We start from the raw sequence: 21,917 nt of genomic DNA, 5'->3' as shown, positions 1-21,917 counted from the left end.
TCAGCTCGCCCGCGGTTCGACGAACATCCGGCCGCGCATCTCCATGTGGAGTGCGTGGCAGAACCACTGGCAATAGTACCAGTGCACGCCGGGACGTTCGGCCACGAAGGTGACCGAGGCGGTGGCCTGCGGACCCACCTCCATGGCGACGCCGAAGTTGGCCAGGCAGAAGCCGTGGGTCAGATCGTCGATGTCATCCATGTTGGTGACATAGATGGTCACCTCGTCGCCCTGCTTGACCGTGAATTTCTCCATCGAGAATTCCGGCGCCACCGAGGACATGTAGACCCGCACCTTGTTGCCGTCGCGGATGATTTCCTCGTGGCCCCAGTCCAGATCGACGCCATCGGCCTCGGCCTGCTTGCGGGCGTCTTCCCAGGTGGGATCGTCGCGCTGCCAGTTGGTGGCCGGGTTCACGATGTCGCGGCGCACGATGATGCTGTCATGCGGCTCGGCAAAGGTCGGGCCATCGTGCTTCAGCGTCATGCCGCCATCCGAGATGTCGATCAGCTGTTCGTTCTCGGGCTTCAGCGGACCCACGTTGATGAACCGGTCCTTCGAGAACTTGTTCATCGAGATCAGCCACTTGCCATCGGCTTCCTTGGTTTCGCCCATGGAGGTCGAGTTGTGGCCCGGCTGGTAGTGCACGTCGATCTTTTCGCGGATCGGATCCACGTCCTCGCCCGCATACAGCTTGATGGCGTCCTCGATGTTCCACTTCACGACCTGACTGTCCAGGAACAGCGTGGTGAAGGCGTTGCCCTGACCGTCATAGGCGGTGTGAAGCGGCCCGAGACCCAGCTGCGGCTCGGCCACGATGCACGACCGCGGGTCGACGTCGCTTTCGAACAAGGCGTCCAGCTTGGTCACATCCATCACCGACACGGTCGGCGACAGCTTGCCGTTGATGCAGACGTGCTTGCCGTCCGGCGCGGTGTTGATGCCGTGCGGCGAGTTCGGGATCGGGATATAACGGGTGTACTTCTTGTTCTGTCCCTTGCGGCCGTCCAGAACCTTGACGCCGTTCAGCTCCTGATAATCACCAGCGGCAACACCCGCTTCGATCTCGGCCAGGTTGAAGACGACCACATGGTCCATCTCGTTGGCGGTCATCTCGGCCAGGGTCATGCCCATTTCCGAGTTGTACGAGGTTGAATAGGCGTATTTGCCCTGGTAGTCGCAGTCGGTGTTGTCGAGGTTGCCCGACACGATCACCTGCCACGCGATCTCCATCGTGTCACCGTCGATGGCGGTGAAGATGTTCACATACTCTTCCGGCTGGTCGAGGATCTTGCCGTCGTTGACCAGCGGCGCTTCGTGCTCGCCGTTGGCAAAGACGTAACCGGTGCGCGGGTACTTCTGCGGGCGCATGCCGTGGATGTCATGCGCGTTCGGGATCTCGATGATCTTGTCGCATTTCATCACGTCGCAGCGCACGCGCGCCACGCGGGTGTTGGCCTTGTCGTTCATGAACAGATAGCGGCCGTCATAGGTGCCATCGGTGAACGACATGTGCGGGTGGTGCAGGTCGCCGTTGTCATAGGTGACCTTGCCCTGCGCGGCGAGATACTTCTTGGTATCTTCGGTCAGGCCCTCGGTCAGCACCTTCAGGCTTTCGTTGGTCTGGCCCCAGCCGGTGGCCGAGCAGCGGTTGAACACCGGCACGCGCATGAATTCGCGCATCGACGGCACGCCCAGGATGCGCAATTCGCCGGTCTGGCCCGAGGACCAGAAGCCGTAGTAATCGTCCAGCTCGCCGGGTGCCAGGTGGGCGTTACCGCCGGCGGCCTTGGCGGGTTTCGCGGTCAGGACCGAGCCGCCGATACCGGTGGTGGCCAGCGCGGCACCGGTGGCCGCGGCCCCCAGCATGCCCCGGCGTGTCATCGCCAGTTGCTTCATTTTCTCAGACATGGGCTTTCCCTCCTTTGGGTACGTTCTTCTTTGCGTTGGGATGGCCGGCCGGTGGCATGGCAAGCGGCGTGCCAACATTCGCGCGCCGCTTCATCTTCTTGATGACAACGGGGCATTTCTTGTCCGACTGGTACAGAACCTGGCAATGCAGGCAGTTGATGCACTCATTCGGATTGATCTCACCGGTGGGGTGAATGGCCTGCACCGGGCATTCGTTGGCGCAGGTCTGGCACGGGCTTCCGCATTCCTTGTAGCGGCGCAGCCAGTTGAACATGCGGACCCGCGCCGGGATCGCCAGGGCGCCGCCCAGCGGGCAGATGTAGCGGCAATAGAACCGCTCGACGAACAGGCCGGCCAGCAGCAGCAGCAGGGCGAAGACCACGAACGGCCAGTCACGCACGAATTTCAGGATGATCGCGGTCTTGAACGGTTCGACCTCGGCCAGTTGTTCGGCCATCGGGATCGACGCCAGGGAGACGCCGAACAGCCCCAGGAAGATCATGTATTTGATCGGCCAGAGCCGTTCGTTCAGGCCCCAGGGCAATTCCCATTGCGGCACCTTGAAATAGCGGGCGATCTGGTTGCTCAGTTCCTGCAGCGCGCCGAAGGGGCACAGCCAGCCGCAATAGGCGCCCCGGCCCCAGAACAGCAGGGCGGCGGCGACGGCGAACCACTGGATGAAGACCAGCGGATCCATCAGGAAGGCATCCCAGCTGAACCCGGCGCGCAATTGCCCGGCCAGCGCCATCAGGTTGACCACCGACAGTTGCGCATTGGCATACCAGCCGATGAAAACCAGCGTCATGGTCAGATAGCCGATGCGGAACCAATAGAACACGCGCGCGTTCATCGTCGCCTGAAACTGGAAGAAGAACGTCGCGGTCAGCACCGCCAGCATGACGCCAAGAACGCCGATCTCGAAAGCCTTGTCCCTCCAGATGCGCTTCCACAGCGCGGCCTTGGCGGCGGCCTCTTCACCGCCGGCGACTTCCAGCACCGGGGCCGCTTTCTGCGGCAGCAGGAACCGCTCGGGCAATTTGTAGCCCAGATCGAAGGTCAGGAAGGTCTTTTCCACCGCCCCCACGGCCCGTTGCACCAGCAGTTGCAGGCGGAACGGCTCGGCCGGATCGAACTCGGCGTCGGCGGGGATCTTGAAGATGTCCATCTCGGTGAAACTGGGCGCATCCGTGGTCGCCAGATCGCCCAGACGGCGATGCTGCTTGTCGAAGAAGCGCACCGAATTGTCGCCCTGGATCAGCTGGATCCGGTCGAAGATGCCCCCGCGCACATAGCCCGATCCCTTGAAGGAATAGGTGCCGCGCCCCAGCACGAGAATGGCGTGCTCGCCTTCGCCCAGCCAGCCGGTCAGGTTGTTGTATTCATTGTCCCCCAGCAGCGACCGCCCGATCGACGGCACCGAGACCAGCGCCATGTTCATGTCGATGAAGGTGTCCTCGGGGGCACCCTTCTCGGGGCGCTTGATGGCGCGGGCGTCGCCGCTGGCCTCGAAGGCGGCGTTGACCTGGCCCACGTCCAGCGTCATGCGCCGGATCGATCCGTCGCCCGACAGGGTGGTCCAGGAGTCGATGCCGGTGATGTCCGGGTCCAGTGCGCGCCGGGGGCCGGTGATTTCCTCGGCCAGCCCGCCCAGTCCCAGCAGTCGGGCAACCTTGATGCCGCCGCGCACGATGGAATCGTCGATCACGATGATCGTCACCGTCGCGCCCGAAATGATGTCCAGGTCATGCGACGACCCGCCCGAGGCCGCTTCGGCCTTCAGGTCCAGCCCGGCATAGGATTCGGTCAGCGCCTTCACCTTGCTGTCGGGAATGCCGATCAGAACGATGGGTTCAGAGTGCTTGACCAGTTGCACACCGGTCAGCACCGCGTCGGGGTCAATGGCCGCAACCACATGGATGGGCTTGCCGGAATAGCCGGTGGTGCCTACGAAATCCGAAGTCAGGAAGGCCCAGGCGACAGTCTCGCCGCCCTTCAGCACCGGGGCGACGGGCACATCGTCCCGGATCGCGCCAAAGCCGTCGGCGCCTTCGTAAAGATCGCCGGGAACAAGATCAGCCAGAAATGTGGCGAGGGTATCGGCCTTTGCCGGGGCGAGCGCCGCAAGGACAAGGCCAACTGCAAGGACAAGGGCCGACATCCAGCGGCCAAGGGTCCGGGTCACGCCCATGACGGCCTCCCGTTATCGGAGATGGGGGCCGGGGTTTGGGCGGGGAACGAATATGGGGTCATCATGCTATCGCTTGGGGGGCCTCGGGTTTCGGGCCACAGATCGGGTGTGGTGCAATGAACGGAACACGCCATGGGACGGGCACCCGCGGTGATTGGAAATTCGGGACGCTCCGGCGCGAAAGCCACTGCCAGGTCCGCAGAACCCAGGGTCGCACAGAACCGGCAGGAGTCGCAGCCCGGCGCAAGCGGGCCACCCTGTTCAACGATGTTTCCGGCTGTATCGATGCGCACGACGGAGACGCCGGTTTCGCTGCAGATTTCCGTCAGCTCTCCGGCGGGACGGGCACAGGCAAAACTTGCCTGGACCAGCACCAGCGCCACGCACAGGGCCACGGCAAACCAGCGACGGCTGGGCCATGCTCCTGTGGAAAACTGAAAATCTCGCTGGGCCAGCACGGCGCCAAACTCCGATCAAGGATGGTTGCAGGGCAAGGGGTAGTGGCCTGTGGAAGGACCGTAATTGATTTAAGTCAGTTTCCGGGCTTTCCCTCGCGACACGCCCCTTATTGCGCCGCCATCGGCATCCGCGCCATCTGGCAGCGATGCCACAATTCTTCCAGCGCACCGACCAGATGGTCGAGATCGGCTTCGCTGTGCACCGGTGACGGCGTGATGCGCAGCCGCTCCGTACCCCTTGGTACCGTGGGGTAATTGATCGGCTGGATATAGATCCCGAACTCGTCCAGAAGCGTATCCGAGATGAACTTGCACTTCACCGGATCGCCCACCATCACCGGGATGATGTGGCTGGGGTTGTCCAGATGCGGGATCTCCATTGCATCCAGGCGCGCGCGCAGATCCGCCACCCGCCGTTGCTGCAACTCCCGTTCGGCCGAAGATGCCTTCAGATGCCGGATCGAGGCCGCGGCCCCCGCCGCGACCGCCGGCGGCAGGGCCGTGGTGAAGATGAAGCCGCTGGCAAAGCTGCGCACGAAATCGCACAGTTCGGCCGACGCGGCGATATAGCCGCCAACCACGCCGAACGCCTTGCCCAGCGTGCCCTCGATCACCGTCAGGCGATCCATCAGCCCTTCGCGTTCGGCAATGCCGCCGCCACGCGGACCGTAGAGGCCCACCGCGTGCACCTCGTCCAGATAGGTCATGGCGCCATAGCGGTCGGCAAGGTCGCAAATCTCCTTGATCGGTGCGATATCGCCATCCATGGAATAGACGCTCTCGAAGGCGATCAGCTTGGGCCGGGACGGATCCGCGGCGGCCAGCTTGGCTTCCAGATCGGCCAGATCGTTGTGCTTCCAGATCACCTTTTCGGCGCGCGAATGGCGGATGCCCTCGATCATCGAGGCGTGGTTCAGCGCGTCGGAAAAGACGATGCAGCCGGGAATTTCCGAGGCCAGCGTCCCAAGGGCTGCCCAGTTCGACACATAGCCCGAAGTGAACAGCAGGGCGGATTCCTTGCCATGCAGGTCGGCCAGTTCGGCCTCCAGCAGCACATGGTCGTGCGTGGTGCCGGAAATGTTGCGCGTCCCGCCGGCGCCGGCGCCGCAGCGGTCGATGGCGTCATGCATCGCGGCGACCACATCGGGATGCTGACCCATGCCCAAGTAATCGTTGGAGCACCAGATCGTCACGTCATCGCGACGGATCCCCTTGGTCCGCTGCGCCGAGGGAAAATTCCCGCAACGGCGTTCCAGATCGACGAACACGCGGTAGTTACCTTCGTCCCGCAACGAATCGAGCCGGTCCGCGAAGAATGCCTGATAGTCCATGTCACCCCCACATTCGGATTTTCAGGCAAAGTCTGGAGTGATCCGGGCGGCGGTTACATGACAATAGTCAAGCCAAGCGCGAAGGTTGTGGCTTTCAACTGGACCCTCCCCCGCGAAATATGCGACGTGGTCCCCGAAACCCGATCCGGCACCTACCGCCGGCGACGACGAAGGGATGATCCCATGACGGAAGACCGGCGCACGCTCATCGCCCGAAACTCCCTTTTGCTGAAAAGCTTTTCCGAGCAGCAGACCGACATGCTGCTCTCGATGTCCCATTGGCACACCTATCAGCGCAACCAGACCCTGTTTCAGCAGGACGAGAAAGCGCGCTCGATCCATGTTGTCGTGGACGGGTGGGTCAAGCTCTACCGAATCACGCCGAACGGGGGCGAGGCCATCGTGTCGGTGTTCACCAAGGGCCAGAGCTTTGGCGAGGCGGTCGCCCTGCGCGGCACCCCCTACCCGGTTTCGGCCGAGGCGGTGACCGACTCCGAGGTTTTGCAGATCCCCGCCGCCGCGGTCACCGAAATGGTGCGGCGCGACCCCGAGGCCGGCGTCACCATGCTGGCCGCGACCTTCTCGCATCTGCACGCGCTGGTGGCGCAACTGGAACAGCTCAAGGCGCAGACCGGCGCCCAGCGGGTGGCCGAGTTTCTGCTGGAACTGTCCGAACGGGACGAGGGCAGTTGCCTTGTGACCCTGCCCTACGACAAGGTCGTGATCGCCGGACGTCTGGGCATCAAGCCCGAAAGCCTGTCGCGGGCGTTTTCCAAGCTGAAGGAATTCGGCGTGAAGGTGTCCCGCAACAACGCCGCGATCGATGACATCCAGCGTCTGCGCGATTTTTCCGAATCCGACCCGGCGGCGTTCTGGAACAAGCGCTCCTAAGAGGCAAAGCCGGGCACCAGGTACAGACCCAGCAGCAGCAGGCAATATAACCCTAGCACCCAGTTGAACCCGGCCCGCCATGTGGGCGCGCGCCACAGGCCCAGATAGCGCGACAGGATCACCCGCGCCTTCATCCAGGACAGCAGCAGGATCACCGCGCCGACCACCACCGGCGCCACCGCCAGCGCATCCAGCGCGGCGATCAGGGTCGAGGCCATGCAAAGCAGCAGCAGCAGCACCCAGGCACGAGTCAGCGGGTTTGTGGGCAGGGTCCGTTTCATGAGATCAGGTAGATCACCGGGAACAGCAGCACCCAGACCAGATCGACCATGTGCCAGAAGGCAGCGCCGACTTCGATGTTGTTGGGGTCGTCCTTCCAGGCCACCAGCGCCAGAATGACCATGCCCGCCACCACATGGGCGGCGTGAAATCCGGTCAGCAGGTAGTAAAAGGTGAAGAACGCATGGGATTCGATCCCGATCCCCTGCCCTGCCTTGTCGGCGTATTCCGCGATCTTCACGGCCAGGAACACCCCGCCAAGAACGATGGCCGCCACCAGATGCCAACGCGCGGCGGTGCGGCGCGCGGCTTCGCGCAGGTTCAGCGCACGCGCGGCCAGAAACCCGCTGGTGACCAGCACCACGGTGTTCAGGGCCGCACTTGTACGATGCAGATGGCTTTGGGCTTCGGCGAACCCGACCGGGTCGGTGATCCGTACCGCCAGAAAGGCGGCCAGCCCGGCCCCGAACACCAGCAGCTCGCTGACGATGAGCACCCACATCAGAAGCTCGCCGGGCAGTTCGTCCAGCACGCTGGCAGGGGCCTGGCCCCGCGAATCCGCCATGCTCAGCCCCCCACGAGCTGTCGGTAGATCTGCGGCAACGCCTGGGTCAGCTTGTCCGGCTCGGGGATGACCGCGAAACCGCCCTGTCCGAACAGCCGGGGGAACCAGCTTTTGGCACTGCGGTCGATGGTGACGCCGAACACCGACTGGCCTTGCCGCCGGGCCTCGCGCACCGCCATGCGGGTGTCCTCGATGCCGTGGCGGCCCTCGTAGTGGTCCAGGTCGTTGGGCTTGCCATCGGTGATGACCAGCAGCAGCTTGCGCTGCCGCGTCTGCTTGGCCAGGTCTGCCGAGGCATGGCGCACCGCCGCACCCAGACGGGTGTAGAACCCCGGCCGCAGCCCGCCGATGCGTTCCTCGATGGTCCGCGACATCGGCTCGCCGAATTTCTTGCAGTTCTGGATATAGACCCGGTGCCGCTTGAGCGAGGAAAACGCGTTGATGGCGAAGTCGTCGCCGCAGGCATCCAGCCCCCAGGCCATCGCCGCCAGCGCCTCGCGCTCCACGTCGATCACGGCGCGGCCAGAAACAGCGCTTTCGGTGGAGCGGGACACATCCAGCAGGATGGACACCGCCAGATCGCGGGCCTCGGGACGGGTCTGCAACCAGATCCGCTCGCTGCTCTCGCCCGAGGCGAGACGTTCGACCTGCGCGCGCACGGCGGCATCCATGTCCAGATCATCGCCTTCCAGATGCCCGCGCGTGGTGACGCGGCCGGGGCGCAGCGCCTCGAACTGCCGCTTCACGGCACGGATGCGCCGTGCGGTGCGGGGATCCTTGGTGAAATCGTCGAATTCCGCGCGCGCCTCGGCGACCGAGGCCAGAACACAGACATGGTCGGGCAGATAGGCCCCGGTGCGGGCATCCCATTCGGGATAGGTCAGTTTCGCCGACAGGCGCTCGCGGTCCACGTCCTCGGGGGCAAGGTCCAGGTGCAGCTTCAGCCGGGTGGCCGGCGCTTTCGACACCTGCCCCAGACCGATCTCGTCCTGATCGTCGGCGGCCTTCTTGGCGTCGTCATTGTCGTCGTCATCGACACGGCGGTTCAGGTTCAGGAACTCGGCCCAGCTGAGGATGGCTTCGAACTTGTGCAGGATCAGGCTGTCCTGACGCTCGGCCAGATCGGCCTCGCGGCGTCGGGCACGCACGGTCTTTTCCCCGGCTTCCTCGGGCGTGCCCTCGGTTTCGGGGTTCTCGACCTCGTCACTGGCGGAAAACACCATGTCGCGCAGATCAGGCCACAGCGGCACCGGGCGGAACTGGCGATAGCCGCGCGGCGCGGCGATCGTGGACAGATCATCCGCGTCCAGCGCGGATTGCATGTCTCGCGCCCGTGGCGACAGATCCGCTGGATCGCCCAGCATGTGCCGCAACAGTGCCTCGACATCGGCCTCGACCCCCGGCAGCTTGCCGCGCGGGCGCTGGTACAGGGTGCCCTCGCTCAACGCCGCATAGAGATCCCGCAGCCCCGGCGCATTGTCCAGCGCCGCCGCCACCATCGCCTGTGCCGCCTGCAAGGCGCGCAGATCGGCCAGCAGCAAGTCGTCTTCGGCCATCCGCGCGGGCGCGTGGGCCACGGCAGCGGTCAGCCACAGGTACAGGGCCGCATTGGCCTCGCGCGTGGGAAAGACCGCCAACTGCGAAGGCAGGCGCAGGATTTCGCCGTCGAAACTGGCGCGCGGCACGGTTTCCACTTCGGTGCCCAGCCGGCGCCGGAAGCTCAAACGATGAGAAGAAATTTCATCGGAGACCGAGCGGATTTCGACCGCATGGCTGCCACCCAGCCCCCGAAAAAGAACTGCCAGCCGCCCCACAACCTCAGAGAGGTCGACCGCGGCTCCATGATGCACCTGAGGCGCATCCAGACGGCTGGCAAACGCGTGCCACAGTTTCCCGACAGTTTCTTCGGGTTCCCATGGCTCGAAGTCGATCGTGCCCATATCGGCTGGCCTCACCCAAAGACAGCCGTGACAAGATCGAGGAGACCGCGTTTGACGTCCTCGTCATCCGTCAGCGGCTCGACCATTGCCGCCAGGATGGCCCGTTCCACGCTCATGCCCTGTGCGATCAGTGTCGCGGCATAAACGACCAGACGGGTCGATACCCCTTCTTCCAGATCCTGGCCCTTCAGCGCGCGCAGCTTGCCCGCCAGACGCACCAGCGCCTTGACGCGGTCCGCATCCAGCCCGCTTTCCTGGGCGACAACCTTGGCTTCCAGTTCGGGCTTGGGAAAGTCGAACTCGACCGAGATGAACCGTTGCCGGGTCGAAGGTTTCAGGGTTTTCAGAATGTTCTGATAGCCGGGGTTGTAGGAAGCCACCAGCATGAAGCCCGGTGCCGCCTCCAGCTCTTCGCCGGTGCGGTCGATGGGCAGGATGCGCCGGTCGTCGGTGAGCGGGTGCAGCACCACGGTCACATCCTTGCGCGCCTCGACCACTTCGTCGAGATAGCAGATTGCCCCCTCGCGCACGGCGCGGGTCAGCGGGCCATCCACCCAGACGGTCTCGCCGCCCTTCAGCAGATAACGCCCGATCAGATCCGCCGCCGCCAGGTCGTCATGACAGGCGACGGTGTAAAGTTTCTTGCCCAGACGCGCCGCCATATGGGACACGAAACGGGTCTTGCCGCAGCCTGTGGGTCCCTTCAGCAGGACCGGCAGACCGTTTGCATTGGCCGCCTCGAACACATCGCATTCATCGGCGTGGGCCAGGTAGAAGGGGGCGTCAGCCGCCCCCTGCAGGTTTGTCATTGTACCGTCCATGGTTCTCACTCCGCCGGTACCGACGCATCATCCGAGATGACTTCGCGACGCGGCACCCACATGGCGTAGATAAACAGCAGGGCGCCGATCACAACCGCCAGGCCCGAGCCGAAGCGCATCCAGTAGAACAGCGCCAGCTGATCCTGAACGTCCATGAAGTACTCGCCACCCACCCGTTGCAGGTGCGTCTGAAGCGTCCCTGCGAAGGTCAGCACGAAGGTCATGAAGGTCATGCCCCCGGCCATCAGCCAGAACGAGGCCATGTTGAGCACCTGGTTGTACGGATCACGTCCGCGCAGGATCGGCATGGCATAGCTGAAGATCGCGAGGTTCAGCGAGACATAGGCGCCGAAGAAGGCCAGGTGACCGTGGGCGGCGGTGATCTGCGTGCCGTGGGTATAGAAGTTCACCCCGTGCAGCGTGTGCATGAAGCCCCAGACACCGGCGCCGAAGAAGGCCAGCGTGGCACAGCCCAGCGACCACAACAGCGCGGCCTTGTTGGGATGGTCCCGGCGGCCCTTCCAGACCATCACGAAGGCAAAGGCCATCATGGCGAAGAAGGGTACCACTTCCAGGGCCGAGAAGATCGATCCTATCCACTGCCAGTAGCCCGGCGTGCCGATCCAGAAATAGTGGTGGCCGGTGCCAAGGATGCCCGAGAACAGCGCGGCGGCGACGATGACATACAGCCATTTCTCGACGACCTCGCGGTCCACCCCGGTCAGCTTCAGCATCAGGTAGGCCAGGATCGAGGCCATGATCAGTTCCCAGACGCCTTCCACCCACAGGTGCACGATGTACCACCAGTACATCTTGTCCAGCGACAGGTTGTCAGGATTGACGAAGCTGAACAGGAACAGCAGCGCCAGACCCCAAAGCCCCAGCAGAAGGATGTTGGTGATCGCGGTCTTCTTGCCCTTCAGCACCGTCATGGTGACGTTGAACAGGAAGATCAGCGCCGCAACGACGATGCCCATCTTGACCCATTTGGGCTGTTCGATGAACTCGCGGCCTTCCTTGCCCAGCAGCCAGTTGCCTTCGAACAGGTTGAAGACATAGGTCAGCACCACGCCCAGCGTACCGACCACGAGGATCAGCAGCTGAAGATAGGCCAGCTTGGTCGAGTACATTTCCCGCTCGGCTTCTTCCGGGATCAGGAAGTAGGCCGCGCCGAAGAAGCCGCACAGCAGCCAGACGATCAGCGAGTTGGTGTGAAGCATCCGCACGATGTTGAACGGCAGAAGCTCGGACATGAAGTTGGGGGAGACATAGATCCACCCGGCCAGCAGTCCGCCCAGTACCTGGATGGCGAACAGGGCCATGGCCACGGCAAAGTAAGCCAGGGCAATTTTCTGAGTTTGGTATTTCATTTTCTTTGTCCTCTCGTCCCTTAGCCCGCGTCGTTCGGCGGCCATCCCTGGGCGTCGATCTTGTCGGTCCAGATCAGGAAGTTGCTGAGGTCACGAATTTCTTCGTCGGTCAGATTGAATTGGGGCATCTGACGACGACCTTCGATCCCGGTTGGCATGGCTTCCATCCAGCCTTTGAGGGTCTCGAAAGCTGCTTCGGGGTCGTCAAGGACGCCCCAGCGAGTCATCACGTTCGCGACCTCGGGGGCAAAGTAGGCCCCTTCGCCCAGGATCGTGTGACAGTTGATACACGCGTGGCGTTCCCACACGTGTTTGCCCGCGGCCACGCTTTCGTTCAGCGTGCTCGCGTCCGTCGATGTGTTGACGATGTAATAGTGAGAGTGGACCGAAAGGCCCACAAAGATGAGGATGAAGAAAAGCGACCCGCCATAGAAGATATTGCGGGCCATGCTTTTGGTCATGACTTCGCGCATTGCGCGCTCCTTTGCGCCGCTTGATGATATGCAGAACTTGCGTCGCCGAGAGCCGACTCGCCTTAACGAAAGTCAAGGGATCGTGAACTCTCTTGAAATTTGAATGTGATGGCCTAATCCATGTCTCGCGGGTCGCGCACAAACGGTCAGAGCCGGGTTCGAAACGCGACCAATAGGAAATAATAGGGATTAGTTTCAGCTATTTGCAGCAGACTGGGGCGGAGGGCCGGGCCCATGGGCCGCCCCTGCCGCACCCGGCGTCAGGCCCGCGATGGAAGCCGGACGTTGGTCACTGCCGGCCAGATTGACACGGTGTACAGAACAAAAACCGCCACCCACAGAACACCCGACGCCAGCACCAGCGGAAAGTACCAATCCGCGGGCAGGGTCGAGGCCAGCCAGCGCAGGACCGCCGCCACGGCCAGCATCAGATAGCCCGCCGCCACCGGGCTTGGGGCCACCAGCGGTCGGCCGGTATGCCCCAGCACGGCGCGGCTCATCACCGCCAGCGTCATGCCGCCCACCGCACCGATCCCCAGGATGTGCAGCGCGGCCACCTCGCTGCCGGTGCCCAGCAGCGACAGCCCCCACAGGATCAGGCCGGCGCCCAGCATGGCCATGCCCAGATGCAGCGCCAGAAGGATCGGCTGGTCCAGGGTCCACCGCCATTTCCAGCGTGCGATCCGCAGGATCTGCACCGCGCCCGCCAGAACCGCCAGCCCGCCGACCGCCGCCTGTGGCAGTCCGGTCAGCACCGCCAGTGGCAGCACGATGGCCAGCCCCAGCGCGGCCTTCTCGGCCAGCGGTACGGTCACCGGCCAGCCTTCTTCGGGCACGCCCGCACGCTTCATCGCGTTGCGCGTGAACCCCGGTGTCACCCGACCGCCCAGCACCGCGATCATCGCGCAAACCCCCAGCAACCCGCCGCGCATCCCTGCGTCCAGCGTCGCCTTGGTCAGCCCCAGCCATTGCAGGTGCACCATCAGGTTCGACACCCAGATCATCGCGATGAACAGCAGGAACATCATGTTCTGCGGCTTCGGACGCCGCCACAGCTGGCTGCCGATCTTCGCGGCGAGAATCGGCAGAAAGGCCAGATCCAGCCCAGCCACCAGCCACAGCGGCAGCGTGCCGGAGCACCAGATCGCCAACCGTCCGGCCAGCCAGACCCCGGCCGCGGCAGTGATGAACCGGTGCCGCGCCGCCTGTGAACCGGTCCAGTTCGGAACCGCCGTCAGCAGGAACCCCCCAAGGGCCGCCCCGGCATAGCCGAAGATCATCTCGTGGGAATGCCATTGATGCGCCGGCATGCCAAAGGGCATCTCGCTGACCACCGGGCCAAGATAGTGCACCCCCAGCCACATGACCCAGACCAGCATCGACAGGACGCCGAAGGCCCCCGCCGCGAAGAAAAAGACGCGAAACCCCTCGCCGAAGAAAAGCGCTATTCTGGAGGTCATACTTCGTGCTCCTTTTCGGCGCGGGCCGCGCGCGCCTTTTCGATGGCGGCCTGCCGGGCCGCGTCACTGCGGGCGCGCTTCAGCAGCGTCGGGCAGGTCGTGTCGTCGTTGAAAATGACCTGGCAGCGCAGACAGAGCACGCATTCATTGGGATTGATCCGGCCAAGGGCATCGATGGCGCCGACGGTGCATTTCTGTTCACACAGCCGGCACTCGCGCCCACATTGCGACCGACGGTGCAACCAGTCGAAGATCTTCAGCTTGGCCGGGATCGCCAGCGCCGCGCCCAACGGGCACAGGTAGCGGCAATAGAACCGTTCGATGAACAATCCGGCGGTCAGGATCGCCAGCACCATCAGCACGAACGGCCAGGCCCGGATCATCCGCATCGAGATCGCGGTCTTGAAGGGTTCCGCCTCGGCCAGGGTGATGGCGTCGGACATGGAATAGAAGGACAGCGCCAGAATCGCCAGGAACAGCGTGTATTTCACCGTCCACAGCCGTTCATGGATGGCTTGCGGCACGGCGATCTGCGGCACCTTCAGTTTCTGCGCGATGGCATTGGTCAGTTCCTGAAGCGCGCCGAAGGGACACAACCAGCCGCAATAGACGCCCCGGCCCCAGAACAGCAGTCCCAGTGCGACGAAACTCCACAGGATGAAGATCACCGGTTCGATCAGGAAGGTTTCCCAGTGGAACCCGGTCAGCAGCGATTGCAGGAAAGCCACCACCTGCACCACCGACAACTGGCCGTTGACGCCCCAGCCCAGCCAGACCAGCGTCAGCGTCAGGAAGCCGTAGCGGAAGCTGCGCCACAGCTTCGGCCGGGCCACCAGCGCCTCTTGCGCGAACAGCATCAGCGTCAGGGTGGCGATCATCAGGCCGACCCCGATCACGACGAAGCGCTTGTCACGCCACGTCTTTTCCCACAGCGGCGTGGGCTCGGGCGGCGGCGGCAGAATGTACTGGGACGGCAGCGCATACTCGACCGCCGTGACAAAGCGCAGCTCGGTGCCGTCGCTGGCCGGGCGCGTCGCCGCAACCTCGACCCGGAACGGCGCGATGGGATCAAAGCCGTCGCCCAGCTGGAACACGCTGCGCTCTTTCATCGGCGGCGCATCCTCCAGCCCCAGACGATCGACGCGCAGATAGCCTTCGTCGGTCAGAGCGAAGTGCCGCTCGCCCTGTACCACGGTGATACGGTCGAAGACATGGCTGCGTTTCCACCCGGTTCCACGATGCGACTGCACCCCCTGCGAGCCGATGAACAGCGCCACCTGTCCGGCCCCCAGTCCGCCGACGGCGCGGGTGTACAGGGTCTGGCCCAGCAGGTTCTGCCCGATGGCCGGCGGATCCAGCAGGGCAACGTACAGATCCAGGAACGGCGCGTCGCCGGGGCTGAGCGGTACCTTGGCCTCGGCAAAAGCCGCGGCGGCATCGGTCTTGGTGGTGCCTGCGTAGGCGATGGACCCATCGGCCACCAGCGCGGCCCAGTCCTGCGGTACAAACCCGGTGCGGTCGATTCGGCCAGCGTCGATCACCCCGCGATCCAACGCCAGCGCGCGGGCGCTGCGCAGGATGCCGTCACGAATCACCCCGGTCGACACCGTGGCGCGCGAGATCACGTCCGGCGCATTGGCCTCGGCCGCAGCCGCCGATTCGCGCGGGGCCGCCAGATCGACACCCCCGAAGCCCGCCACGAACCGCGCGATGTCGGCATCCGACAGTCCCAGCGTCAGGATCGGCTCGGAATGGCGCAGCAACTCGGCCCCGGCGATCTTGCCATCCTGGCTGACCGCCACCAGCATCTCGATCGGGCGGCCGGAATAGCCCACCGACCCGGCAATCTCCCAGGTCGACCCGATGTAGCCAAGGGTTTCGCCGCCGGCGGTGGTGACGGACCAGCCTGGCACCGCGCCGTCGTCGGGACGCACCCGGATCGGTTCCTGCGGGTCGAACAGGCGCTCGGCCATGGTTGTCAGCACCTGCACCGAAGGCGTGGTGGTGGTGTCGCGGACCAGCCCGCTCTGAGCAATCGCCATGCTGCCGGGCAGCACAAGCATCAACAGGCAGGTCCAGAGAAACGGGATGTGATGAAGCCGGATCATTGTTTCCGGATACGAAGCGAAGAACTGTCTCACCTTAACCTAAGTCAAGGCGCTCACAGCAATGTGATTCCACGTTCGGCGTGCCTCACCAGCACAACGGAGACACCGTTATGACAACTAAACGAGCCATTCGCGGATCCACGCTGATTGTCAGCGCGGCGATGGCCCTTGGGCTTTCCGCCCTTGGTGCGTCCGCGCAAGACAAACCGGCCGATCACGGGGATGAAGCATCCGCCGCGTATCAGCCGTCGATGACCACACTTGGCGAACTGCAAGTGGAAATCCCCGGCCGCCGCGAAGGCGACCCGGTGATGACAGCCGAAGAGTACCAAGCCGCCAACAAGATCTATTTCGAGCGGTGCGCCGGCTGCCACGGCGTGTTGCGCAAGGGCGCGACCGGCAAGGCCCTGACCCCGGACATTACCCGGGCCAACGGTTTTGAATACCTGCGTGATTTCATCAAGTACGGCTCGCCCGCGGGCATGCCGAACTGGGGCACATCCGGCGACCTGACCGAAGAGCAGGTCGACATGATGGCGCGCTACATTCTGCTTGATGCGGCTGCGCCGCCAGAATGGGGCATGCCCGAGATGCGCGAAAGCTGGAAAGTGATCGTCGCACCCGAGGATCGTCCGAAGGAGAAGATGAACGACATCGACATCGACAACCTGTTCTCGGTCACCCTGCGTGACAGCGGAGAGATTGCCCTGATCGATGGCGCCACCTACGAAATCCACTCGATCATCAAGACCGGCTATGCCGTACACATCTCGCGCATCTCGGCCTCGGGCCGCTATCTGCTCGTGATCGGTCGCGACGCCAAGGTCAACATGATCGACCTGTGGATGGAAGAGCCCGCCACCGTCGCCGAAATCAAGGTCGGTGCCGAAGCGCGTTCGGTCGAAACCTCCAAGTTCGAAGGCTATGAGGACAAATACGCCATTGCCGGTGCCTACTGGCCGCCGCAGTACGTGATCATGGACGGCAACACGCTTGAGCCGCTGAAGATCAAGTCCACCCGCGGCATGGTCTACGACGAACAGGTCTACCACCCCGAACCCCGCGTGGCGGCCATTCTGGCCTCGCACTACAAGCCCGAGTTCCTGGTCAACGTCAAGGAAACCGGCAAGATCCTGATGGTCGACTATTCGGACATCAAGAACCTGAAAGTCACCGAGATCGAAGCCGAACGCTTCCTGCATGACGGCGGTCTGGACAGCACCAAGCGGTACTTCCTGACAGCCGCCAACGCGCGTGGCAAGGTGGCCGTGATCGACACCAAGGAAAGCGCGCTGACCGCGATTGTCGAGACCGAAGGCCAGACACCCCACCCGGGCCGCGGTGCCAACATCATGCACCCGACCTACGGGCCGGTCTGGGCAACGTCGCACCTTGGCGATGACACGATCGCCTTGATCGGGACAGACCCTGAAGGTCACCCCGACCATGCGTGGAAGATGGTTCAGCAGCTTTACGGTCTGGGCGGCGGTTCGCTGTTCGTGAAAACGCACCCGACCTCGAACCACCTCTATGTTGACGCAACGCTGAACCCGGATGCCGAAACTTCCGGCTCGGTCGCGGTCTTCAAGATTGACGAACTGGATCAGGAAGAGCCTGAGTACGTGACGCTTCCGATCGTCGAATGGGCCGAAATTGCCGAAGGACAGCCACGCGTTGTTCAAGGTGAATTCAACCAGGCTGGCAACGAAATCTGGTTCTCTGTCTGGAATGCCAAGGATCTGGAATCGGCCATCGTGGTTGTCGATGACAAGACGCTTGAGCTGAAGAAGGTCATCAAGGACCCGCGCCTGATCACACCGACCGGCAAGTTCAACGTCTACAACACCCGGTCTGACGTTTACTGATCATTCACGTCGTTCCCGGCAGGGGCGGGCCACCGCCCCTGCCACCCCCAATTTTCGCCAAACGTTTCAGCTTACGGGGAATGCGCAATGCCCAGCCTGGGAAAAGTCTGTCTGATCGGAGCCGGTCCCGGCGACCCTGAGCTTCTGACCCTGCGCGCCCTGCGGATGCTTCAGGCTGCGGATGTGGTTGTCTACGACCGCCTGGTTTCCGAAGAAATTCTCGCGCTGTCGCCCGAGGGCGCGCGCCGGTTCTCGGTGGGCAAGGCCCCCAAGGATCACCCCGTCCCCCAGGGTCGCATCAACGAGGTTCTGGCCGAATTCGCCCAGGACGGCCTGACCGTGGCCCGCCTGAAGGGCGGCGACCCGCTGATCTTCGGACGCGGCTCGGAAGAGGCCGCCTATCTGACTGCCCTTGGCATCCCGGTGGAATACGCCCCCGGCATCACCGCCGCGCAAGGGGTGGCCGCCGCCACCGGCGTGCCGCTGACCCATCGCGGGCTGGCCACCGGTGTGCGCTATGTCACCGGGCACCGGCAGGCCGATGGCGCGCTGGATCTGGACTGGAAAAGCCTCGCCTGCATCGACACCACGCTGGTGGTCTACATGGGCGTGGCCAATATCGGCCAGATCGCCATGCATCTGATGGCCGAAGGCCTGCCCCATGACACCCCGGTGATGGCCATCGCCAATGCCACCACCCCGCGCGAGCGCCGCCTGTTTTCCTGCCTTGGCCGGATTGCCCCCGACATTTGCGCCGCCGAAATGCAGGCCCCGGTCCTGTTCGTCATCGGCCGCGTCGTTTCCCTGTCCGAGGCCTGTGAGGCCGTCGGGCTGACGGCTGAATGTGACGCGCCAAAAACCGTTCGGGCGGCCCATGCGTAGCCTCGCTTTCCTGCTGGCCTCGACCCTCATGGTCTCGGCGTCCGACATTGCAGACCCCGACGCGCTGGAGCACCTGGTGCTTCAGGATTGCGGATCCTGTCACGGCCTGACCCTGAAGGGCGGGCTGGGGCCGGACATCCGTCCCGACGCCATTTCTCACTACGATCCCGACACGCTGGCCATTGTGGTGCTCGACGGCATTCCCGGTACGGCCATGCCGCCGTGGCGGCCGCTGATCTCCGAAGCCGAAGCACAATGGATCGCCGACTATCTTCTTACAGGTACCCAACCATGAAACTGCTGATCGCCGGCCTGCTGGCCTCTGTCACCCTGACCGCCGCTCAGGCCGGAGAGATCGTTGCCACAGGCGACCTTGGTCTCGTTGTCGAACGCGCCGATGGCGCGCTGCTGCTGGTCGACCGGTCCGAACGCGCGGCCATTGGCCGGATCGAGGGTCTGGGCGACCTGTCGCACGCCAGCCTTGTCTATTCGCCCGACGAACGCTTTGCCTATGTGTTTGGCCGCGATGGCGGCCTCAGCAAGGTCGACATCGTTGAGCAGGCCGTGGTGGCGCGCGTGCTTCAGGCCGGCAACTCCATCGGCGGGGCAATCTCTGACGATGGCGCGCTGGTGGCGGTGTCGAACTACGATCCCGGCGGGGTGCGGATCTTCGACGCCGACACGCTCGACATGGTCGCCGATATTCCCACCGGGTCGAAAACCATCGGGCTGGTCGATGCGCCGGGCCGCCGCTTTGTCTTCACCATGTGGGACAGCGGCGAAACCTGGATCGCGGACATGTCCGGCGACGCGCCCGAGATCACAAAGATCCCCGACATGGGCGCCAACCCCTATGACGCGCTGATCACCAGCGACGGGCGCACCTATATCACCGGGCTGTTCGGCGAGGACGGGATGACCGCGCTGGACCTGTGGCAGGTCCCGCCGGAACCGATCCGCGTGCTGCCCGGCTATGGCCGCGGCTCCGAGGAACTGCCGGTCTACAAGATGCCCCACCTGGAAGGCTGGGCGCTGGCGGGCGGTGAATTCGTCCTGCCGGCCGTCAAGCATCACCAGGTTCTGTGGGTCGATTCCACGACGTTGCAGGAAACCGGCCGCACCGCGACCTACGGCCAGCCGGTCTTTGCCATGGCGCGCCCCGATGGCCGACACGTCTGGGTCAACTTCGCGCATCCGCGCAACGACACCATCCAGGTGATCGACACGCTGACCAAGCAGGTGGTGCATGAATTCAAGCCCGGCCCCGCCGTGCTGCACATGGAATTCAGCCCGCGCGGCAACGAGGTCTGGGTCTCGGTCCGCGACGCCGGCAAGGTCATGATCTACGACACCGCGACCTTCGAAAAGCTGGGCGAGATCGACGCCGCCAGCCCTTCGGGCATCTTCTTCACCGCGCGCGCGCATCGGACGGGGCTGTAGCCATGGACATGACCGTTGATCCCATCGATCTGAGACTGCTGGACGACTGGCAGCGCGACCTGCCGCTGGTGCCCCGCCCCTTCGCCCAGATGGGCGACACGCTGGGCTGCGGCGAGGCCGAGGTGCTCAAACGGCTGGACCGCATGCAGGCAGTGGGGCGGATTTCGCGGGTGGGGGCGACCTTTGCCCCCAACACCATCTCGGCCAGCACCCTGGCCGCCGTGGCAGCCCCCCCCGACCGGATCGAATCCGTGGCCGAGATCATCGGCGCCCAGCCGGGCGTCAATCACAGCTACCTGCGCGAAAACGAATGGAACCTGTGGTTCGTCGCCACCGGGCCGGATCGCGCCCATGTGGACCAGGTTTTGCACGACATCGGGCGCAAGACCGGCCTGCGGGTGCTGGACCTGCGCCTGGTGCGCCCCTTCAACGTCGATCTCGGCTTTCGCCTGACCGGCACGCCGGGCCTGCCCGCGACCCGCCGCGAGGTGCGTCCCGAGGTTCTGGTCCCCGGCGACCGCCGTTTGCTGCAAGTGCTGTCGCACGGGCTGGAGATGGTGTCCCGCCCCTACCTGCGCGTGGCCGAACAGCTGGGCCGGACCGAGGCCGAGATTCTGGACCGTCTGGCGGTGCTGCAAGAGGCCGGCATCCTGGGCCGGCTGGGCGTCATCGTCCGCCACCGCGCCCTGGGCTGGCGGGCCAATGCCATGGTGGTCTGGGACATCAACTCGGACCGCATCGACCAGGCCGGGCCGGTGCTGGCCGCCCACAGCGGCGTCACCCTGTGCTACGAACGCCGCCCGGTGGCCGACGCCTGGCCCTACCGGCTGTATTGCATGATCCACGCCCGCAGCCGCGACGAGGCCCTAGGCGTTCTGACCGGGGCCGCCGCCCTGCCCGAACTGGCGGGGGTGAAGCATCTTGCGCTGTTCTCCAGCCGTTGTTTCAAGCAGACTGGCGCCCTGATCTCGACCAAAGGAACCGCTGCCGCATGACTCAAGATATCGACACCACCGACCGCGCGCTGCTGAACCGACTGCAGGACGACCTGCCGCTGGACCGGCGCCCCTTCGCGGCGCTGGGGCAGGAACTTGATCTGACCGAGGTCGAGGTTCTGGCCCGCATCTCGCGGCTGCGCGACACCGGCTATCTGACCCGCTTCGGCCCGTTCTACGACGCCGCGGCCCTGGGCGGCGCCTTCTGCCTGTGCGCGATGGAAGTGCCCGAGGACCGCTATGAGACGGTGACGGAACAGGTCAACGCCCATTCCGAGGTGGCCCACAACTATGCCCGAGACCATCGCCTGAACATGTGGTTCGTGATGGCCACCGAAAGCGCCGAGGGCATCCAGGCCACGGCGCGCCGGATCGAAGCGGAAACCGGCCTGCAAGTGCTGCTGTTTCCCAAGGAACGCGAATTCTTCATCGGCTTCAGGGTGGCGGCATGACACTGGATGCAACCGATCGCCGGATCGTCGAGGTAACGCAGGCCGGGCTGCCGCTGGTGCCTGCGCCATTCGCCGCCGTGGCCGAAGTTCTTGGCCTGACCGAACCCGAGGTCATCGACCGCATCGCGGCGATGAAAGAGCGCGGCGTGATCCGCCGCATCGGTGGTGCGCCCAATCACTACAAGCTGGGCATGACCGCCAACGGCATGTCTGTCTGGGACGTGGATGACGGCCTGGTGGATCAGTTGGGTGAAAAGATCGGCGCCCTGCCCTTCGTCACCCACAGCTACCGCCGCCCGCGCGCCCTGCCCGTCTGGCCCTACAACCTGTTCGCCATGGTGCACGGCTCGACCCGCGACGAGGTCGATGCCAAGCGCGCCGAGATCGCCGCGATTCTGGGCGACGCCTGCCGTGGTAGCGACATTCTGTTTTCCACGAAAATCTTGAAAAAAACCGGCCTGCGACTGCGCCGCAAGGAAGGATAGACC

19 protein-coding genes are annotated in these 21,917 nt (G+C 64.3%); 8 read left to right on the top strand and 11 right to left on the bottom strand.

The features are described 5' to 3' along the window. The 3 genes from nosZ to hemA all read right to left on the bottom strand — a co-directional run bounded on the left by nosZ (window position 1) and on the right by hemA (window position 5,888). The gene (gene nosZ, locus H8B03_RS08595; protein WP_193141330.1) at window positions 1–1,911 is read right to left on the bottom strand and encodes a TAT-dependent nitrous-oxide reductase; all 1,911 of its coding nucleotides are present in this window, start codon (window positions 1,909–1,911) and stop codon (window positions 1–3) included. Next, window positions 1,904–4,099: a NosR/NirI family protein gene (locus H8B03_RS08590; RefSeq protein ID WP_193141329.1), complete on the bottom strand. Its 2,196-nt coding sequence runs from the start codon at window positions 4,097–4,099 to the stop codon at window positions 1,904–1,906. The genes nosZ and H8B03_RS08590 overlap by 8 nt, the downstream gene beginning before the upstream one ends. 565 nt (window positions 4,100–4,664) lie before the next feature. Beyond that, the gene (gene hemA / locus H8B03_RS08585) at window positions 4,665–5,888 is read right to left on the bottom strand and encodes a 5-aminolevulinate synthase (RefSeq protein WP_193141328.1); all 1,224 of its coding nucleotides are present in this window, start codon (window positions 5,886–5,888) and stop codon (window positions 4,665–4,667) included. 183 nt (window positions 5,889–6,071) lie between these two features. Here hemA and H8B03_RS08580 point away from each other — a divergent pair, with 183 nt between their 5' ends. Next, window positions 6,072–6,779, top strand: coding sequence for a Crp/Fnr family transcriptional regulator (locus H8B03_RS08580; protein ID WP_193141327.1), 708 nt, complete (start codon window positions 6,072–6,074; stop codon window positions 6,777–6,779). Here the strand turns inward: H8B03_RS08580 and H8B03_RS08575 are convergent. From H8B03_RS08575 to H8B03_RS08540, 8 genes are all read right to left on the bottom strand, one after another. Further along, the gene (locus tag H8B03_RS08575) at window positions 6,776–7,060 is read right to left on the bottom strand and encodes a nitric oxide reductase F protein (RefSeq protein ID WP_193141326.1); all 285 of its coding nucleotides are present in this window, start codon (window positions 7,058–7,060) and stop codon (window positions 6,776–6,778) included. The genes H8B03_RS08580 and H8B03_RS08575 overlap by 4 nt on opposite strands. After that, window positions 7,057–7,623: a cytochrome c oxidase subunit 3 gene (locus tag H8B03_RS08570; protein ID WP_226925811.1), complete on the bottom strand. Its 567-nt coding sequence runs from the start codon at window positions 7,621–7,623 to the stop codon at window positions 7,057–7,059. Before H8B03_RS08570 ends, H8B03_RS08575 begins: the two co-directional genes overlap by 4 nt. 2 nt (window positions 7,624–7,625) lie before the next feature. Beyond that, a complete protein-coding gene (locus tag H8B03_RS08565; RefSeq protein WP_193141325.1) occupies window positions 7,626–9,563 on the bottom strand; it encodes a nitric oxide reductase activation protein NorD in 1,938 nt (645 codons plus the stop codon). Window positions 9,564–9,574: 11 nt separating this feature from the next. Then, window positions 9,575–10,384 (bottom strand): CbbQ/NirQ/NorQ/GpvN family protein, encoded by an 810-nt coding sequence (locus tag H8B03_RS08560; RefSeq protein ID WP_193141324.1) that lies wholly within the window; start codon window positions 10,382–10,384, stop codon window positions 9,575–9,577. Window positions 10,385–10,389: 5 nt separating this feature from the next. Continuing rightward, window positions 10,390–11,754, bottom strand: a complete 1,365-nt coding sequence (locus tag H8B03_RS08555) for a cbb3-type cytochrome c oxidase subunit I (protein WP_193141323.1) — start codon at window positions 11,752–11,754, stop codon at window positions 10,390–10,392. Between the two features lie 20 nt (window positions 11,755–11,774). Beyond that, complete coding sequence (locus H8B03_RS08550; protein ID WP_193141322.1) at window positions 11,775–12,227, bottom strand: cytochrome c; 453 nt, start codon at window positions 12,225–12,227, stop codon at window positions 11,775–11,777. A gap of 260 nt (window positions 12,228–12,487) precedes the next feature. Further along, on the bottom strand, window positions 12,488–13,687 hold the full coding sequence (locus tag H8B03_RS08545) for an NnrS family protein (RefSeq protein ID WP_193141321.1): 1,200 nt from the start codon (window positions 13,685–13,687) through the stop codon (window positions 12,488–12,490). Further along, window positions 13,684–15,795 carry a NosR/NirI family protein gene (locus tag H8B03_RS08540; RefSeq protein WP_226925810.1) on the bottom strand — a complete coding sequence of 704 codons (2,112 nt, stop codon included), beginning with the start codon at window positions 15,793–15,795 and terminating at the stop codon, window positions 13,684–13,686. Before H8B03_RS08540 ends, H8B03_RS08545 begins: the two co-directional genes overlap by 4 nt. A 110-nt stretch (window positions 15,796–15,905) precedes the next feature. On the opposite strand from H8B03_RS08540, the gene H8B03_RS08535 reads away from it, so the two are divergent. From H8B03_RS08535 to H8B03_RS08505, 7 genes are all read left to right on the top strand, one after another. Further along, a complete protein-coding gene (locus tag H8B03_RS08535) occupies window positions 15,906–17,660 on the top strand; it encodes a nitrite reductase (RefSeq protein WP_226925809.1) in 1,755 nt (584 codons plus the stop codon). 87 nt (window positions 17,661–17,747) lie between these two features. Continuing rightward, window positions 17,748–18,542, top strand: coding sequence for a uroporphyrinogen-III C-methyltransferase (gene cobA / locus H8B03_RS08530; RefSeq protein ID WP_193141320.1), 795 nt, complete (start codon window positions 17,748–17,750; stop codon window positions 18,540–18,542). Next, a complete protein-coding gene (locus tag H8B03_RS08525) occupies window positions 18,535–18,837 on the top strand; it encodes a cytochrome c (RefSeq protein WP_193141319.1) in 303 nt (100 codons plus the stop codon). Before cobA ends, H8B03_RS08525 begins: the two co-directional genes overlap by 8 nt. Continuing rightward, on the top strand, window positions 18,834–19,982 hold the full coding sequence (locus H8B03_RS08520; protein ID WP_193141318.1) for a cytochrome D1 domain-containing protein: 1,149 nt from the start codon (window positions 18,834–18,836) through the stop codon (window positions 19,980–19,982). The genes H8B03_RS08525 and H8B03_RS08520 overlap by 4 nt, the downstream gene beginning before the upstream one ends. 2 nt (window positions 19,983–19,984) lie before the next feature. Next, window positions 19,985–20,977 carry an AsnC family transcriptional regulator gene (locus H8B03_RS08515; protein ID WP_193141317.1) on the top strand — a complete coding sequence of 331 codons (993 nt, stop codon included), beginning with the start codon at window positions 19,985–19,987 and terminating at the stop codon, window positions 20,975–20,977. After that, a complete protein-coding gene (locus tag H8B03_RS08510; RefSeq protein WP_193141316.1) occupies window positions 20,974–21,429 on the top strand; it encodes an Lrp/AsnC family transcriptional regulator in 456 nt (151 codons plus the stop codon). Before H8B03_RS08515 ends, H8B03_RS08510 begins: the two co-directional genes overlap by 4 nt. After that, window positions 21,426–21,914, top strand: coding sequence for an Lrp/AsnC family transcriptional regulator (locus tag H8B03_RS08505; protein WP_193141315.1), 489 nt, complete (start codon window positions 21,426–21,428; stop codon window positions 21,912–21,914). The genes H8B03_RS08510 and H8B03_RS08505 overlap by 4 nt, the downstream gene beginning before the upstream one ends. Window positions 21,915–21,917: the final 3 nt, after the last annotated feature.

This window comes from Meridianimarinicoccus sp. MJW13 (genome assembly GCF_014901205.1).
Classification (GTDB): domain Bacteria; phylum Pseudomonadota; class Alphaproteobacteria; order Rhodobacterales; family Rhodobacteraceae; genus Meridianimarinicoccus.
This window is presented reverse-complemented; position numbering and strand designations above follow the sequence as displayed.